The sequence below is a fragment of the Pseudomonas sp. KBS0710 genome (assembly GCF_005938045.2).
Lineage (GTDB): Bacteria > Pseudomonadota > Gammaproteobacteria > Pseudomonadales > Pseudomonadaceae > Aquipseudomonas.
Genome location: NZ_VCCF02000001.1, coordinates 2,885,623 through 2,902,471 on the forward strand (window position 1 = coordinate 2,885,623; position 16,849 = coordinate 2,902,471).

The 16,849-nt window shown below is 60.3% G+C and carries 16 protein-coding genes; 9 read left to right on the top strand and 7 right to left on the bottom strand.

Features of this window, described 5'->3' with window-relative positions:
* Nucleotides 1-22: 22 nt before the first annotated feature.
* The 5 genes from FFI16_RS13070 (at nt 23) to FFI16_RS13090 (ending at nt 5,489) form a co-directional block, all read left to right on the top strand.
* On the top strand, nt 23-1,126 hold the full coding sequence (locus FFI16_RS13070; protein WP_138817478.1) for an ABC transporter ATP-binding protein: 1,104 nt from the start codon (nt 23-25) through the stop codon (nt 1,124-1,126).
* A gap of 16 nt (nt 1,127-1,142) precedes the next feature.
* Nucleotides 1,143-2,624 carry a mannitol dehydrogenase family protein gene (locus FFI16_RS13075; RefSeq protein ID WP_138817477.1) on the top strand — a complete coding sequence of 494 codons (1,482 nt, stop codon included), beginning with the start codon at nt 1,143-1,145 and terminating at the stop codon, nt 2,622-2,624.
* 71 nt (nt 2,625-2,695) lie between these two features.
* Nucleotides 2,696-4,177 carry a xylulokinase gene (xylB, locus tag FFI16_RS13080; protein ID WP_138817476.1) on the top strand — a complete coding sequence of 494 codons (1,482 nt, stop codon included), beginning with the start codon at nt 2,696-2,698 and terminating at the stop codon, nt 4,175-4,177.
* 12 nt (nt 4,178-4,189) lie between these two features.
* Complete coding sequence (locus tag FFI16_RS13085) at nt 4,190-5,128, top strand: carbohydrate kinase (protein WP_138817475.1); 939 nt, start codon at nt 4,190-4,192, stop codon at nt 5,126-5,128.
* 100 nt (nt 5,129-5,228) lie between these two features.
* Nucleotides 5,229-5,489 carry a DUF2790 domain-containing protein gene (locus tag FFI16_RS13090; RefSeq protein ID WP_138817474.1) on the top strand — a complete coding sequence of 87 codons (261 nt, stop codon included), beginning with the start codon at nt 5,229-5,231 and terminating at the stop codon, nt 5,487-5,489.
* A gap of 73 nt (nt 5,490-5,562) precedes the next feature.
* Here FFI16_RS13090 and FFI16_RS13095 read toward each other — a convergent pair whose 3' ends face one another.
* Both FFI16_RS13095 and ilvA read right to left on the bottom strand, forming a co-directional pair.
* Entirely contained in the window at nt 5,563-5,829 is a 267-nt protein-coding gene (locus FFI16_RS13095; RefSeq protein ID WP_017135047.1) for a DUF1652 domain-containing protein, read from the bottom strand.
* Nucleotides 5,830-6,054: 225 nt separating this feature from the next.
* Entirely contained in the window at nt 6,055-7,077 is a 1,023-nt protein-coding gene (ilvA, locus tag FFI16_RS13100; RefSeq protein WP_138817473.1) for a threonine ammonia-lyase, biosynthetic, read from the bottom strand.
* A gap of 275 nt (nt 7,078-7,352) precedes the next feature.
* On the opposite strand from ilvA, the gene FFI16_RS13105 reads away from it, so the two are divergent.
* Entirely contained in the window at nt 7,353-7,553 is a 201-nt protein-coding gene (locus tag FFI16_RS13105) for a ParD-like family protein (protein ID WP_138817472.1), read from the top strand.
* A complete protein-coding gene (gene map / locus FFI16_RS13110; protein WP_138817471.1) occupies nt 7,553-8,308 on the top strand; it encodes a type I methionyl aminopeptidase in 756 nt (251 codons plus the stop codon). Before FFI16_RS13105 ends, map begins: the two co-directional genes overlap by 1 nt.
* A 114-nt stretch (nt 8,309-8,422) precedes the next feature.
* Here the strand turns inward: map and FFI16_RS13115 are convergent, their stop codons facing one another.
* The gene (locus tag FFI16_RS13115; RefSeq protein ID WP_138817470.1) at nt 8,423-9,361 is read right to left on the bottom strand and encodes a magnesium transporter CorA family protein; all 939 of its coding nucleotides are present in this window, start codon (nt 9,359-9,361) and stop codon (nt 8,423-8,425) included.
* 6 nt (nt 9,362-9,367) lie between these two features.
* Complete coding sequence (locus FFI16_RS13120; protein ID WP_138817469.1) at nt 9,368-10,954, bottom strand: RimK family protein; 1,587 nt, start codon at nt 10,952-10,954, stop codon at nt 9,368-9,370.
* A 94-nt stretch (nt 10,955-11,048) separates the two neighbouring features.
* Between FFI16_RS13120 and FFI16_RS13125 the strand changes: the two genes are divergently transcribed.
* Nucleotides 11,049-12,149: a GNAT family N-acetyltransferase/peptidase C39 family protein gene (locus tag FFI16_RS13125; RefSeq protein WP_138817468.1), complete on the top strand. Its 1,101-nt coding sequence runs from the start codon at nt 11,049-11,051 to the stop codon at nt 12,147-12,149.
* Here FFI16_RS13125 and sfnG read toward each other — a convergent pair.
* On the bottom strand, nt 12,133-13,218 hold the full coding sequence (gene sfnG / locus FFI16_RS13130) for a dimethylsulfone monooxygenase SfnG (protein WP_138817467.1): 1,086 nt from the start codon (nt 13,216-13,218) through the stop codon (nt 12,133-12,135). The genes FFI16_RS13125 and sfnG overlap by 17 nt on opposite strands.
* Nucleotides 13,219-13,484: 266 nt before the next feature.
* Here sfnG and FFI16_RS13135 point away from each other — a divergent pair, with 266 nt between their 5' ends.
* Complete coding sequence (locus tag FFI16_RS13135; protein WP_138817466.1) at nt 13,485-14,723, top strand: acyl-CoA dehydrogenase family protein; 1,239 nt, start codon at nt 13,485-13,487, stop codon at nt 14,721-14,723.
* A 452-nt stretch (nt 14,724-15,175) separates the two neighbouring features.
* Here the strand turns inward: FFI16_RS13135 and FFI16_RS13145 are convergent, their stop codons facing one another.
* Nucleotides 15,176-15,961, bottom strand: coding sequence for a sulfite exporter TauE/SafE family protein (locus FFI16_RS13145; protein ID WP_138815947.1), 786 nt, complete (start codon nt 15,959-15,961; stop codon nt 15,176-15,178).
* A gap of 82 nt (nt 15,962-16,043) precedes the next feature.
* Entirely contained in the window at nt 16,044-16,823 is a 780-nt protein-coding gene (locus FFI16_RS13150; RefSeq protein WP_138815946.1) for a class I SAM-dependent methyltransferase, read from the bottom strand.
* Nucleotides 16,824-16,849: the final 26 nt, after the last annotated feature.

The window sequence follows — 16,849 nt, forward strand, 5'->3', positions numbered from 1 at the left end:
TAATTCCAAGCGGAGGCCCATCATGGCCAACCTGAAAATCAAGAATTTGCAAAAAGGCTTCGAAGGTTTCTCGATCATCAAGGGCATTGACCTGGAAGTGAACGACAAGGAATTCGTGGTGTTCGTCGGCCCGTCGGGTTGCGGTAAATCCACCCTGCTGCGTTTGATCGCCGGCCTTGAAGAAGTCACCGAAGGCACCATCGAGCTCGATGGCCGCGATATCACCGAAGTCACCCCGGCCAAGCGCGATTTGGCCATGGTGTTCCAGACCTACGCGCTGTACCCGCACATGAGCGTGCGCAAGAACATGTCGTTTGCCCTCGACCTGGCCGGCGTCGACAAGAAGCTGGTGGAAAGCAAAGTCAGCGAAGCGGCGCGCATTCTCGAACTCGGCCCGTTGCTGGAGCGCAAGCCCAAGCAACTGTCCGGTGGCCAGCGTCAGCGCGTGGCGATCGGCCGTGCAATCGTGCGTAACCCAAAGATTTTCCTGTTTGACGAACCGCTGTCCAACCTCGACGCCGCCCTGCGTGTGCAGATGCGCCTGGAACTGTCGCGCCTGCATAAAGAACTGCAAGCCACCATGATCTACGTGACCCACGACCAGGTCGAGGCCATGACCCTGGCCGACAAGGTGGTGGTCCTCAACAGTGGCCGCGTTGAGCAGGTCGGCTCGCCGCTGGAGTTGTACCACCAGCCGGCCAACCTGTTTGTGGCGGGTTTTCTCGGTACGCCGAAAATGGGCTTCCTCAAGGGCAAGGTGGCCCGTGTCGAGGGTCAAAGCTGCGACGTGCAACTGGACGCCGGCATGCTGATCAGCCTGCCAATGAGCGGCGCCAGCCTGAGTGTGGGCAGCGCCGTGACCCTGGGCATTCGCCCCGAGCACCTGGAAATTGCCTCGCCCGGCCAAACCACCCTGACCGTCACCGCCGACGTCGGCGAGCGCCTGGGCAGCGATACCTTCTGCCACGTCATCACCGCCAACGGCGAGCCGCTGACCCTGCGGATTCGTGGCGACATGGCCAGCCAATACGGCGAAACCCTGCAGTTGCACCTGGACCCGGCGCACTGCCATCTGTTCGACACCGATGGCGTGGCCGTGGCTCGTCCATTGCGCGCTGCCGCCTGATTTTGCGAGAGTTGTGATGAAACTGAATAAACAGAACCTCACCCAGTTGGCGCCACAAGTGAAAATCCCGGCCTACGCCATTGCCAGCACCTCCCAGGGCATTGCGCATATCGGCGTCGGCGGTTTCCACCGCGCGCATCAGGCGTATTACACCGATGCGCTGATGAACACCGGCGTTGGCCTGGACTGGAGCATCTGCGGCGTCGGCCTGCGCAGCGAAGACCGCAAGGCCCGCGACGACCTGGCCGGCCAGGATTACCTGTTCACCCTGTATGAACTGGGTGACACCGACGACACTGAAGTGCGCGTGATCGGCGCGATCAGCGACATGCTGCTGGCCGAAGACGGCGCCCAGGCGCTGATCGACAAGCTGGCCAGCCCGGAAATTCGCATCGTTTCGCTGACCATCACCGAAGGCGGCTACTGCATCGATGACAGTAACGGCGAGTTCATGGCGCACCTGCCGCAGATCCAGCACGACCTGGCGCATCCCAATGCACCGAAAACCGTGTTCGGGTTTATCTGCGCCGCACTGACCCAGCGCCGCGCCGCCGGAATTCCAGCCTTTACCGTGATGTCCTGCGATAACTTGCCGCACAACGGCGCCGTCACGCGCAAGGCCCTGCTGGCATTTGCCGCTTTGCACAACGCCGAGTTGCATGACTGGATCAAGGCCAACGTGAGCTTCCCGAATGCCATGGTCGACCGCATCACGCCCATGACCAGCACCGCCCACCGCCTGCAACTGCACGACGAACACGGCATCGACGACGCCTGGCCGGTGGTGTGCGAACCGTTTGTGCAATGGGTGCTGGAAGACAAGTTCGTCAACGGCCGCCCGGCGTGGGAAACCGTCGGCGTGCAGTTCACCGATGACGTCACGCCTTATGAAGAGATGAAGATCGGCCTGCTCAATGGCAGCCACCTGGCCCTGACCTACCTGGGGTTTCTCAAGGGTTACCGGTTTGTGCACGACACCATGAACGACCCGGTGTTTGTGGCCTACATGCGCGCCTACATGGACCTCGACGTCACGCCAAACCTGGCGCCGGTGCCGGGCATTGATTTGACCCAGTACAAGCAGACGCTGGTCGACCGTTTTTCCAACCAGGCGATTGCCGACCAGTTGGAGCGTGTATGTTCCGATGGTTCGTCAAAGTTTCCCAAGTTCACCGTGCCGACCATCAATCGCTTGATTGCCGATGGGCGTGAGACTGAGCGTGCGGCGTTGGTTGTTGCAGCCTGGGCGTTGTACCTCAAGGGAGTCGATGAAAACGGCGTGACCTACAAGATCCCCGACCCGCGTGCCGAGTTCTGCCAGGCGCTGGTGGGTGACGATGCGCTGATCAGCCAGCGCCTGCTGGGCGTGGAAGAGATTTTTGGCAAGGCTATTCCCAACTCGCCTGAGTTTGTGGCAGCGTTTGAGCGTTGCTATCAAAGCCTTCGAGATAATGGCGTAACAAAGACTCTGGAAGGCCTGCTCGCCAAGATCAACTGACGAAACCGAATCAAGCCCGCTCCCACATTTGAACGGGTTACCAAGCCAACAATAATGCTGAGCAAATCATCATGACCCAGCAAAACCTGTACCTCGGCATCGATTGCGGCACCCAAGGCACTAAAGCCATCGTCCTCGACGCCTCCAGCGGCAAGGTCCTGGGCCTGGGCGCTGCTGCGCATACGCTGATCAGCGGCGCCAATGGCCGCCGCGAACAGCACACCCAGGAATGGCTGGACGCCTTTACCGAAGCCACTCACCGCGCCCTGCAACAGGCCGGCGTGGACGGCCAGGACATTCTCGGCATCGGCGTCTCCGGCCAGCAGCACGGGCTGGTGTTACTGGACGAACACGGTGAAGTGCTGCGCCCGGCCAAACTCTGGTGCGACACCGAAACCACGCCGGAGAACGACCGCCTGCTGGCGTACCTGGGCGGCGAAAGCGGCTCGCTGGAACGCCTCGGCGTGGCGATTGCGCCGGGCTATACCGTGTCGAAACTGCTGTGGACCCGCGAACAACACCCCGACGTGTTCGCGCGCATCGCCCATATTCTGCTGCCCCACGACTACCTCAACTACTGGCTCACCGGCCGCGCCGTGGCGGAATACGGCGATGCGTCGGGCACCGGCTACTTCAATGTGCGTAGCCGTGAGTGGGACGTGGCGCTGCTCACACATATCGACCCGAGCGGGCGCCTGGAAAAAGCCCTGCCGCAGTTGATTGCCGCCGATCAAGCCGTGGGCACCATCTTGCCGGCCATTGCCGAACGATTAGGCATCAACCCGAATGCCAAGGTGTCCAGCGGCGGCGGCGACAACATGATGGGCGCCATCGGCACTGGCAATATCGCCCCCGGTGTGATCACCATGAGCCTGGGTTCGTCCGGCACCGTGTATGCCTTCGCCGACCAGCCGAATGTCAGCCCACAAGCATCGGTCGCGACCTTCTGTTCATCCAGCGGCGGTTGGTTGCCATTGATCTGCACCATGAACCTGACCAACGCCACCGGGGTGATTCGCGAGCTGTTCGACCTTGACCTTGCGAGCTTCAACAGCCTGGTTGAGCAAGCGCCGATTGGCGCCGATGGCGTGAGCATGCTGCCGTTCCTCAACGGCGAACGTGTGCCCGCCCTGCCCCACGCCACCGGCAGCCTCCACGGGCTGACCATGACCAACCTGACCCGCGCCAACCTGTGCCGCGCCGTGGTCGAGGGCACCACTTTCGGCCTGCGCTACGGCCTCGACCTGCTGCGCCAGACCGGCCTGCAAAGCCACAGCATCCGCCTGATCGGCGGCGGCTCGAAAAGCCCGGTGTGGCGGCAGATGGTCGCCGATATCATGAACACCGAAGTGGTGTGTACCGAACAAAGCGAAGCCGCCGCCCTGGGCGCGGCGATTCAGGCGGCCTGGAGCCAGTCCGGCGAATCCCTGGCCAGCCTGTGCGACAAATGCGTCAGTGTCGACCCCAGCAGCCGCACGCTGCCGGTGGCAGCCAGTGTCAGTGCCTATCAACAGGCTTACGAGCGCTACCAGCAGCTCGTGGCAACCCTTTAAGAGCGAACGACTATGTATCTGGTGTGTGGCGAAGCGCTGTTCGATTTTTTCAGCGAGGAAGATGCCAGCGGGCAGGCTTCCAAGGTTAATTACAAGGCCATTGCCGGTGGTTCGCCGTTCAACGTGGCCGTGGGTTTGCGGCGCCTGGGCATCGAGTCCGCGCTGTTTGGCGGTGTGTCCAACGACTTCCTTGGTCAGCGCTTGCTGCAAGTACTCAAGAACGAAGGCGTCAGCCAGCAGTTTCTGGTTGAGTTCACCGCGCCGACGACCCTGGCGATGGTTGCCGTGGGCGCCAATGGCTCACCGCAATACAGCTTTCGCGGTGAAGGCTGCGCCGATCGGCAACTGGCGGTTGAGCATCTGCCGACCTTGGGCGATGAGATTCGCGGCGTGCATATCGGCTCGTTTTCCCTGGTGGTGCAGCCGATTGGCGACACCCTGCTGAGCCTGGTCAAGCGCGAAAGCGGCAAGCGCCTGATCAGCCTGGACCCCAATGTGCGGCTCAACCCGCAGCCGGATATCCAGCTGTGGCGTGAACGCGTGGCCGAGCTGGTCACGCATGCGGACTTGATCAAGGTCAGCGATGAAGACCTGCACCTGCTCTACCCCGATCAGTCGCCCGAGAGCGTGCTGCAAGGCTGGTTGCAGCACCGTTGCCAATTGGTATTCCTCACCCGTGGCGGCGATGGCGCAACCGTCTTCAGCCGTCAGCACGGCAGCTGGTCGCAACCTGCGGTCAAGGTGGTGATGGCCGATACGGTGGGCGCCGGCGACACCTTCCAGGCCGCATTGATTGCCTGGCTGACCGAGCAGCAGCTCGATTCGGTAGACGGCCTGCAACAGCTGACACGCGCGCAGATCGACAGCATGCTTGGCTTTGCCATCCGCGCCGCCGCACTGACCTGCAGCAAGACCGGGCCGGATCTGCCGTATCGCCAGCAATTGGGCTGAAGCCTGGGTTTCATGAAGGTTTTGTCAGCCAAGGCAAAATTAATCGATGGTTAATCCCGCAAGCCGAGAGTGAATTTGAACTCACTTGCGGAGCACCACCATGAAACTGCGTACGTTGTTATTCACCGGCACTCTGGCCCTTGCTGCGGTATCGGGCATGGCTCAGGCCGACACCGCCGCCAAGCCCGTGCCTTATCAATACGGCACGCCCTTGAATATCGACAAAGTGATCGCCATGCACGAGGAAGACACCGACACGTGCAAGGTGATCAATGCCGATATCAAATTCGTGGACAAAGCCGGGAAAATCGAAGACGTGGGCTATCGGAAAATGTCCGAAGCCTGTGATTTCCAGAACTGATGCACACCGTATTGGGCCTGGCGATTACCAGGCCCACAGGTCATCGGTGAATCAATCTCAGACACTTGGCTGACTAGTAGCCGCGCCCCGCCACTCGTTGCTGAGCAGGCGCTTGGGTGTGCTTGAGGTCTTCGCGCAACCCGCTGATCAGGTTGCAAATGGCTCGACTGCTGTCGAGTTTTTCCGCGTTGATACCTTTGACTTCCAAATCCACCCGGTCACGGTCGCGGTCGTCATAGACCTTGATCGTCAACGAAGCGTCTTCGGCTTTGGTGCATTCGCACCGCTTGGGCAGGAAACTTCCTTCAATAATGCTGCGTAGTTCCAGTTCCGAAAGCATGGCCAACCTCTCCTTTTTTGAGACTGCCAACAGATTTTTTTGTGTGCCCGGCAGGCGCATACCCGCCACGCCTTACCGACCTTGGCAGACGCTTACAGTCAATAAGCCTACTCGGCAAAATCCGTTCCTGTTGTAACTTTTCCTCATAAGCACAACGAACCGTTATATAAGTCGGTTTGTGTAGCGAGCATCATCGTCGAACCGCGCCGATTAAACGTTTATGCACTAAATTGTACTTTGCGCCGCAACCCTTTCAGCAACATGTCGCAAACTATCAAAGTTGATATTGGCCCCGGAATTCACCGCCACCAAGGTCTGCCCGCGCACGCCATTTTGGTTGACGTACTTGCGAATGCCCGCCACGGCCAGTGCGCCGGAAGGCTCGGTGATGGAGCGCGTATCGTCGTAGATCAGCTTGATGGCGCTGCACATTTCGTCATTGCTGACGGTGATCACTTCATCGACCCAATCGCGGCAGATCTCAAACCCATAGGCGCCGATCTGCGCCACCGCAGTGCCATCGGCAAACCCATCGACACTGGGTAACACCACTCTTTCACCGGCGCGCAAGGCCGCCAGCAGGCAACTCGATCCCTCGGGTTCGACCCCGACAATGCGCACCTCGGGGCGCAGATATTTGACGTAAGCCGCGATCCCGGCGATAAGGCCGCCACCGCCCACGGGTACGAAGATCGCGTGCAGCGGGCCTTGCTGCTGGCGCAGTATTTCCATGGCCACTGTGCCTTGGCCTGCGATCACATCGGGGTCATCGAACGGCGACACAAAGGTGCAACCCGACGCCTCGGCTAATTGCAGCGCATGCGCCAGGGCAAACGGAAAGCTTTCGCCCTGCAGCACCGCCTCGGCGCCACGGGAGCGCACGCCCAGCACCTTCAGCTGCGGCGTACTGCACGGCATGACGATACGGGCCTTGATCCCCAATTCCCGCGCTGCCAACGCCACGCCCTGGGCATGATTACCGGCCGATGCCGTCACCACGCCTCGGGCTTTCTGCTCAGGCGTCAGTTGCACCAGCTTGTTATAGGCGCCACGGATCTTGAAAGAAAACGTCGGCTGCAAATCTTCCCGCTTGAGCAGCACCTGGTTGCCCAGTAGCGCCGACAGCGCAGGTGCCGGCTGCAAGGGCGTGCGCACCGCCACGTCGTAAACCGGGGCGGCGAGGATCTTTTTCACGTAGTGCTCAAGCAGCCCGGTATTGGCGGTTTGCGCGGCGCTGTGGGTACTCATGGGCATCTCCTGGTGTTTGTGTACTGCCCAGGAGTCGGAAAAACAAAACCCGCCTCCAGGGCGGGTTTGGGTGCAGCCGTGTGCTATCCCGCCAAATGAGGAATGGCGGTAATAATAATGCTCGGCTGGCGGTGCAAGGTTTGAAAGGTCATGTAACGAAACTAACCGGCGGTTACCGGGCAAGTCAATGGCCTGCCGCCATTTAGCCGGTTGGGGTTTACGAGCGATATACGAAACGTATACGCTTTGTATATCCATCTGACACAGTGAATCCCATGGGCATCGTCAAGATCACCGACCAACTGCACGAACAGCTTCGCCTGGCCAGCGCCGCCATGGACCGCTCCATCAATGCCCAGGCCGAGTTCTGGATCAAGATCGGCCTGCTGGCCGAACTCAACCCGCACCTGCCCTACAACGAGCTGATCAACAAGCTGTTGCTGGATAAACCCGACCTGGTTCGAGGGCGCGGCTGATGATCAAGACACCTGCACAACTGGCGGTGATGCGCGAATCCGGGCGCCTGCTGGCCCAAGTATTCAGCATGCTCGACGGTTTTGTCGCCGCCGGGCGCTCGACCCTGGAGCTGGACAGCGCCGTCGAGGCCTTTATTCGCAACGACCTCAAGGCCCGGCCGGCGAGCCTTGGGCAGTACGACTACCCCTTTTGCATCAACACCTCGATCAACGAAGTGGTGTGCCATGGCATGCCCAGCGCCAAGGAGGTGTTGAAAGACGGCGACATCATCAACATCGACATCACCCTGGAGAAAGGCGGTTTTATCGCTGACTCCAGCAAGATGTACATGATCGGCAGCGTGGCGCCCAAGGCCCGGCGCCTGGTGGAGCAGACCTTCGAAGCCATGTGGACCGGCATTCGCCAGGTTCGCCCCGGCGCCCGTCTGGGCGATATCGGCCATGCGATCCAGAGCCATGCGCAGGCCAACGGCTACAGCGTAGTGCGCGAGTATTGCGGCCACGGCATCGGCCGGCAGATGCACGAGGAACCGCAAGTGCTGCACTTCGGCCGCCCCGGCACTGGCCTGGAACTGCGCGAAGGCATGGTGTTTACCATTGAACCGATGCTCAACCAGGGCAGCGCCAAGGTGCGTGACCTCAAGGATGGCTGGACAGTGGTGACCAAGGACAACAGCCTGTCGGCGCAATGGGAACATACCGTGGCGGTGACGGCGGACGGGTTTGAGGTGCTGACGCTGCAAACTACTGACTGAACGAGCGCCCCATTGTGGGAGCGGGCTTGCTCGCGAATGCGCCAGGTCAGTCAATTCATCTATAACTGACACACCGCTTTCGCGAGCAAGCCCGCTCCCACATTTTATCGGTATTCACACCCCGCCCGCCCCACCCGCTAAGCGTTTAAGCCCCACCACCATCAACCCCGCGCCAACTCCCATCGCCACCATCAACAGCGGGTACGACACCCACCACGGCGTGCCCGCTGTCATCATGCTGAACTCCGACATCCCGCCCACGCTGGCGATCAGGTTGAGCGGCAGGAACACCACGTTGATCAACGTCAGCTTGCGCAACAGGTTGTTCATGCTGTTGTTCATCAGGTTGCCGCGTGCATCGATCAGCCCGGAAAACACGTTGGAGTAGATCTCCGCCTGCTTGTAGCACTGGTGGTTCTCGATGATCAGGTCATCGATCAACCCCAGCACCTCGGCGCTGAAATGCTCCTTTTCCGCGTGGTTGCGCAACCGCGACAACACCGCGCCATTGCTGTGCAGCGCGTTGATGTAATAGATCAAACTCTCGCTGAGGTTAAACATCTGCATCAGGTGCCGGTTGCTCATCGACGCGTTGAACTGTTGCTGCAACTCCCGCGCGACCAGCTTGATCACCTTGAGATGGCCCAAGTAGTGGTGAATATTGTTAAGCAGCAGATCCAGCAGCACGTCCAGCGGCGTATGCAACGGCCGGCGTGCGCCGAGCCCCGCCAGTGAGGTGTCATCCGTGGCGATCACCAGCAGGCGTCCAGGTGAAAACAACAACCCGCAGGAGGCCACTTCGAACATCAGGCTGCCGCCGCCCGAGTAGTTCTCCGGGCGTTTCCAGATCAGGAACAGATTATCGGGGTGAAACTCGATGCGTGAGACTTCATCCGGGTCGAGCGCCGAGGCCAGGGCGTGCTCATCGAGCTTGTGCTGCTCGCGCAGCCACTCGCGTTCGGCCGCGTCCGGGTTGTTGAACAGCATGATTGCAGCGTCGTCCTTGTCCGCCTTGCACAGTTTCCCCTCGATCAGTTCAAAGCGCTGGATCATCGCGCGTCACCAGCCCTGGCCCTGGCGTTTCAACTCCAGCCGCCGTACGAACTCCTCCAGCACCAGTGCATACAGGTCGTCTTGCAGATAAGCGTCTTCGATACCGGCGTCCATGTTGGGGTTGTCGTTCACCTCGATCACCACCACTTTGTCGCCGGACTGCTTGAGGTCGACACCGTAGAGGCCGTCGCCGATCAGGTTGGCGGTTTTCACCGCCAGGTCCACCACCGCCTTGGGCGCTTCGTGGACCGCCAGGGTGCGGCATTCGCCGTTGATGTCCTGGCCGATGGCCTTGTGGTTATAAATCTGCCAATGGCCCTTGGACATGAAGTACTGGCAGGCGAAGATCGGCTTGCGGTTGAGCACGCCAATGCGCCAGTCGTATTCGGTGTAGAAAAACTCCTGGGCCAGCAACAGCACCGAATGTTCGAACAACTCGGCGGTGGCTTTGAGCAGGGCTTCCTGGCTTTCCACCTTGATCACGCCGCGCGAGAAGCAACCGTCGGGGATCTTCAACACCAGCGGGAAACCCAGGCGCTCACCGACCCGTTCGAAATCTTCCGGTCGCTCCTTGTAGAGAATCTCGGTAGCGGGCATGCCCAGTTGATGGCTATTGAGCAGGTCGGTGAGGTAAACCTTGTTGGTGCAACGCAGGATCGACGCCGGGTCGTCCATCACCACCAGGCCTTCGCTTTCGGCTTTTTTGGCAAAACGGTAGGTGTGGTTATCAACACTGGTGGTCTCACGGATCAGCAAGGCGTCGTACTCGGCCAGGCGCGAATAATCCTTGCGCTCGATCAGCTCCACATCGATGCCCAGCCCTTTGCCGACCCGCACGAAGTTCTCCAGGGCGCGGGCATTGGACGGTGGCAGTTGCTCCTGTGGGTCGTGAAGAATCGCCAGGTCATAACGCGCCAAGCGGCGTGAGCGCGGTTGGCGCCAGATCTTGCGGCTGAAGTTGTCGAGGGCGTGGGCGAACTGGTCTTCCTGGTCATCGCGCAACTTGTGCAACACGCCGGACTTGACCCCGTCGATATGCCAGCCATTGTGTTTGCGAAACTCAACTAACAAGATCGGGCACGGGAAGGTTTCAAATAACTGGCGGGCCAACTCTTGCAGTGGCTCTATATTGGTTCGACCAAAATAAAGTGTCAGAGTAAAACCTTCGGTATTGCTGTAAAAGTGATGACTCAAGGCTTTATCGAGGGTTTTATCCAGGTCGTCCAGTGACAAGCCATACAGCGACTTTTTAGTCAGTTCACTGATGGTGCGTACCGACGGAATCACCTTGTGCCCACGCGCTTCGGCCAACAACGAGCAGTAGTAGCCGTGGCCCAGGTACTTGTAGCTGCGGCACAGGTTGATCACCTGCACACGCTTGCCCGTCTCGCTTTCACGGGTTTGCTCAAGGTATTCCTGGGCGGTCACGATGTCTTCGCTGGGGAAGTAAGAGGCCCAATCTTCCTTGCGTTCGACAATGATCACCACTTGGCTGGAACCTTTGCTTGCAACCGAAAAATAACCGTTGGAAGTTATTGTCGCCGCGACGTTTTGCTCGGATACTTCACGCCAATGACCTTGTACCGCTGACATAATATTTGATCCGCTTTAGAGAACTCGACCTTTTCTATTAAGCACGATCTTTTAGAGAAGTCCCGTTTCGTTACGCAACTTTTACGGCGGTCATATGGCTCTTTTCTTTCGCGTTGCAACCCCCGCTGATGTGCCCGAATTGGTCGCGCTGGAACAGCACTGTTTCACCACCGACCGGCTCTCGCCGCGCAGTTTCCAGTGGATGATCAGCCGCGCCCATGGCCAGTTGCTGGTGGCGGAAAATGATCGGCAGTTGCTCGGTTATGCCCTGGTGCTGTTCCATCGCGGCACTTCGCTGGCGCGCCTGTACTCCATCGCCATCGCCGAGCACGCGCGCGGCATGGGCTTGGGCAAGCAATTGCTCACGCGCATCGAGGCCTGCGCCGTGCAACATGACTGCGCCTACCTGCGCCTGGAGGTGCGCACCGACAACCCCGGCGCCCTGGCGCTGTACGAGCGCAACGGCTACCGCCGTTTTGCCCTCATCAATGACTATTACGAAGACCACAGCCCGGCCCTGCGCCTGGAAAAACGCATCCTCCAGCACCAGGTCGCACGCCCGCAGAGCGTGCCGTATTACCAACAGACCACTGACTTCACCTGTGGCGCCGCGTGCCTGCTGATGGCCATGGGCGCGTTGCTGCCGGGGCGCGTGGCCGGGCGGCGCGAAGAACTGCAGATCTGGCGCGAGGCCACCACCGTGTTCATGACCGCAGGCCACGGCGGCTGCAGCCCGCAAGGTTTGGCATTGGCGGCCTGGCGCCGAGGTTTCAGGGTGCGTATGCAGGTGAACGTGTGCGGGCCGTTGTTTCTCGATGGCGTACGCGACCAGCACAAAAAGGACGTGATGCGCTTGGTACACGAGGCGTTTGAAGAGGAACTGGCCGGCAGCGACGTCGAGCAGTTGCTGGGCGGCCCGCTGGATTTACCCCAGGTATTGCAGGCCGGCGGGCAGCCGCTGGTGCTGATCAGCAGCTACCGCCTCACCCGTTCCAAGTCGCCGCACTGGGTGATGGTCACCGACTGTGACGAAGAGTTCGTCTACCTGCATGACCCCGATGTGGACCACAGCCAGCATCGCCAGCCCCTGGACTGCCAGCATCTGCCGGTCAGCCATGGGGAGTTCGAGCGCATGTGTCGTTTTGGCAATAACAAACTGCGCGCTGCGGTTGTGCTGTTTATGCCACCTGCTTGACCGCGGCCTTGGCTTCCAGTTCGCGCACCAGCGGCAGGACGCGCTGACCGAAATATTCGACCTCTTCCTGAAAATGCAGGAAGCCGGCCAGTATCAGGTCCACGCCCACGGCCTTGAGCGCGACAATGCGCTCGGCGATCTGCTGCGGCGTGCCAATCAGGTTGGTCTTGAAGCCGTCGTTGTATTGCACCAGGTCTTCAAAGCTGGACTTGGCCCAGTTGCCCTCGCCTTCCGGTGAAGCCTTGCCCGCCTGTTTGGCCGCATCGCCAAACGCATTCACCGCTTCCGGGTCAGCCTTGTCGATGATTTCGGCGAGCACGGCGCGGGCTTCTTCTTCGGTGTCACGCGCAATCACAAAGGCGTTTACACCGACTTTCACCGAATGATGATTGGCCGCGGCCTTGGTGCGGATGTCGTCAACCTGGGCCTTGATACCTTCGGGCGTGTTGCCGTTGGTGAAGTACCAGTCGGACACGCGTGCCGCCATATCCCGCGCCGCCCGTGAGCTACCGCCCTGGAACACTTCCGGCTGGCCGAGCGGCTTGGGTTTCAGGCTGTAGTTGTTGAAGCGGTAAAAGTCGCCCTTGAAGGTGAAGTCGTCCTGGCTCCAGATGCCTTTGAGAGCACGGATAAACTCCTCGGAACGGCGATAACGTTCGTCGTGCTCCAGCCAGGGCTCGCCGATGGCCTGGAACTCGCCCTTGAACCAGCCGCTGACGATGTTCACCGCGATGCGCCCATTGGTGAGCTGGTCGATGGTTGCCAGTTGCTTGGCCGCCAGCGCCGGCTGCCACGGGCCGGGCAGGATCGCCGCGATCACCTTGAGCGTGGTGGTCGCGGCCAACAACGCATGGCTGAAAGCTACCGACTCATGCTGGTTGTCGGCGCCGTAACCGGCGGTGAAGCGAATTTGCGTCAGGCCATATTCAAAGCCGGCCGCCTCGGCCAACTGCGCGAGCTTACGGTTGTAGTCGATGCCCCAGTGAGTGCGCTGTTCGATCTTGCTGACCACCAGCCCACCGCTGACGTTGGGCACCCAATAGGCAAATTTCACGGCTTGCTGACTCATCTGGCAGTACCTCGCACGAAGGGATGTAACCAGGCTTGAGCAGCAAGCGTGCCAGACATCATCAAAGCGCCAACCCATGGGCTTTGTGGCGCATATCGCAGTGGTTTTTGCCAGGCAGGCGAATGTCGCGCAGGGCCTTGATTTGTCGATTTACTGTTGCTGGGCCAACAGTAGTTTGGATCCACTCCCAACAAATACGGGCTGCGCCGCCCGGCACGGACTGTGCAATCGACTCAGCATTGATCACTGCCCAGGAGCCGTACCCCATGACCGAACAACACGTCATCAACCCGCTGTCCATCGGCGTCGATTACGCCACCTTGGCCGCACGCTTTCGGCCGATTTTCCAGCGCATCGCCGAAGGCGCCGTGGCACGTGAGCAGGCGCGCGCCCTGCCCTATGAGCCCATCGAGTGGCTCAAACACGCAGGGTTCGGCGCCGTGCGGGTACCGGTGGAGTACGGCGGTGGCGGTGCGTCCCTGCCGCAGCTGTTTGAGCTGCTGATCGAACTGGCGGCGGCCGACTCCAATGTGCCCCAGGCGCTGCGCGGGCACTTCGCCTTTGCCGAGGACCGCCTGAACGCGCCACCCAGCGCGGGGCGCGACCTGTGGTTCAAGCGCTTTGTCGACGGCGATATCGTCGGTTGCGCCTGGACTGAAATCGGCACTGTGGCGATCGGCGATGTGGTCACTCAAGTCAGCCCGGATGGCGACAACTGGAAGCTCAACGGCGAAAAGTTCTACAGCACCGGGAGCATTTTCTCTGACTGGATCGACGTGTACGCCCAGCGCAGCGACACCGGCGCCGACGTGATCGCCGCCACTCGCACGCGCCAGCCCGGCGTGGTGCAACGTGATGACTGGGACGGGTTTGGCCAGCGCACCACGGGCAGCGGGACCACGCGGTTTACCGATGCGGTGGTTGAGGCTGACAACGTGATCGACTTCGCCACCCGCTTTAAATACCAGACCGCGTTTTACCAACTGGTGCTGCTGGCGAGCCTGGCCGGTATTGGCCGTGCCGCGCTCAACGACGTGGCGCAGCAGGTGCGCAACCGCAAACGCATCTACAGCCATGGCAATGCGGCGCATGTGAGCCAGGATGCGCAGGTTCAGCAGGTGGTGGGCGAAGTGGCCGCGCTGGTGTATGCCGCCGAGGCCAGTGCGTTGAAAGCTGCGGCGCCGGCGCAACGGGCCTACTTGGCAAGATTTGCCGGGGATGCAGTGGCGGAGCGTGAAGCGAACGTGGCCGCCGAGATTGAATCGGCGACGGCGCAGGTGGTGGTGTCGGAGTTGATCCAGCGTGCTACCAGTGAGCTGTTCAATGCGCTGGGGGCGTCGGATGTGCGCCAGGGTAAATCCCTTGATCGCCATTGGCGCAATGCGCGGACTGTGTCGTCGCATAACCCGGTGATCTACAAGGCGCGGATTGTGGGGGATTGGGTGATCAATGAAACCGAGCCGCCGTTTGTTTGGCAGATCGGGAATGGACCCGTAAAAGCCTGATGCGGACTACCTGTGGGGCTTGCTCGCCAATGCAGTGGGTCAGTCAACTCATCTGTCACTGACCCACCGTATTCGCGAGCAAGCCCGCTCCCACAGTTGACCGAGTATGGCTCTGCTGTTGCTGTTGCTCTGGCCCTTACATCCTTTTCGATGACGAAGTCAGCGGTCTTTTGATCTGCGCTTTTGATCTTGATCTTGATCTGAAATCGCCCCGTCAAACACGATGGCCCAAATCCCTGTCGGATTACGGGCATGCCGAGCCACAGCGAGGCACCGAGTGTTGGGGCGAAGACTTTTTGGTTACTTTTGTCTGGGCCGGCATTCCGGTCTTTACAAAAGTGACCCGCCGTCAGGGCGGAACCCTAAGCCGCCGTTACCGTAGAAATGGATATTTACACAGCCCAAACCGCCATCGCAGGCAAGCCAGCTCCCACACTTGACCTGTGTACAGCCTAGAACGCGAGCTTATACCCAATGGTCATCAACATAACCGCCAGACACGGCCGCAACACACCGTCGGGGACTTTGCCGGTCATGTGGCTGCCCAGGTAAATCCCCGGCAACGACCCCATCAGCAAAAAGCCCAGCAATTGCCAGTCCATATTGCCCATGCTGGCATGCCCCAGGCCCGCCACCAAGGTCAGCGGCACGGCGTGGGCGATCTCGGTGCCGACCAAACGCCGCGTGGCCAGGAACGGATACAAGATAAACAACGCCACAGTCCCAAGCGCACCAGCACCAATGGAGGTCAACGCAACCATGGTGCCCAGGACCGCCCCGGTGACCACCGTGAGCGCATTCAGGTTACGCGGGTTCATGTGGTAATCATCACCGGCATGCCGCTGGGCAAACGCCAACAGGCTTTTCTTGAACAGAATCGCCAGTGCCGTCAGCAACAGCACAAAACCCAGCGCCTGCTTGATCACCGCGTTCATCGCGCTGGGGTCGGTGTGCAGGCTGGCCAGGAACCACAACGTCAACAGCACCGCCGGCACGCTGCCCAAAGTCAGCCAACCGGTGATGGTCCAGTCGATGTTACGGTTTTTGCTGTGTACCAGTACGCCACCGGACTTGGTGATGGCGGCGTACAGCAAGTCAGTGCCCACGGCGGTGGCCGGGTTGATCCCGAACCACAACAGGATCGGCGTCATCAAGGAACCGCCGCCGACCCCGGTCATGCCGACGATAAAACCAACGATCAGGCCGGCGACTACAAAACCAAAATTGCCCACATCCATTACAACTACCCGCGGCCTTATAAAATTCTGGCCGCAGGATAGCGATTTTTCTTATAACGACTTATATCAATATGATCTGACTTTATGCTTTTTCTGCCAGACGATGGCAAACGTAGGCCTGGGTCTGATACGGAAACGCCACGGTGTCGCGCCCGCGCAGCGCCGGGTGAGTGTCGATCAACTGGCGCAATTGCTCAGTCACCGTGGCCTTTTGCGCCGCCGGCAGCGCCGCGATAAAGCTCACCGACAGGAAGCGATCCATGATCACTTCCTGGGGGCTGCCCACATGCTGATAGGCAAAACAGCTCATTTCAGGTGCGGAAAAATACTCACCGGTGAAGGCTTCGCGCCAACGCCCTGTATGAAAGCGCGGCGTGTCGCCTTCATAGGGCGTAATGATTTCGGTGATGGCCGCGACCCAATCCACCGATTCATCGCGCACATTCCACACCAGGCCCAGGCGGCCATCAGGCTTGAGCACGCGGTGGATCTCGGCCAGTGCGGCCTCGGTAGAGAACCAGTGGAAGGCTTGCGCACACACCAGCGCATCGGCGCTGGCACCCGGCAACGGGATGGCTTCAGCGGTGCCGCTGAGCAGGCGCACCTCCGGCAACAGTTTGCTCAGTTGCGCGCCCATGGCCTCGACTGGCTCGACGGCAATCAGGGTGGGTGCCAGGGTGCTGAGCAAGCGCGTGAACTTGCCGGTGCCGGCGCCCAGGTCGATCACGGTCGACTGTGGGTTGATCCGCAGCGTATCGGTCAGCCAGCCGGTGAGTTGGCGGGGATAATCCGGCCGGCCTTGGGCGTAGGTGACGGCCTGGGTCGAGAAACCTTGTTGAGCAGACGTGTGAACACCAGTCATTGCGACTCTCTCCTCGGGTAAAGCGG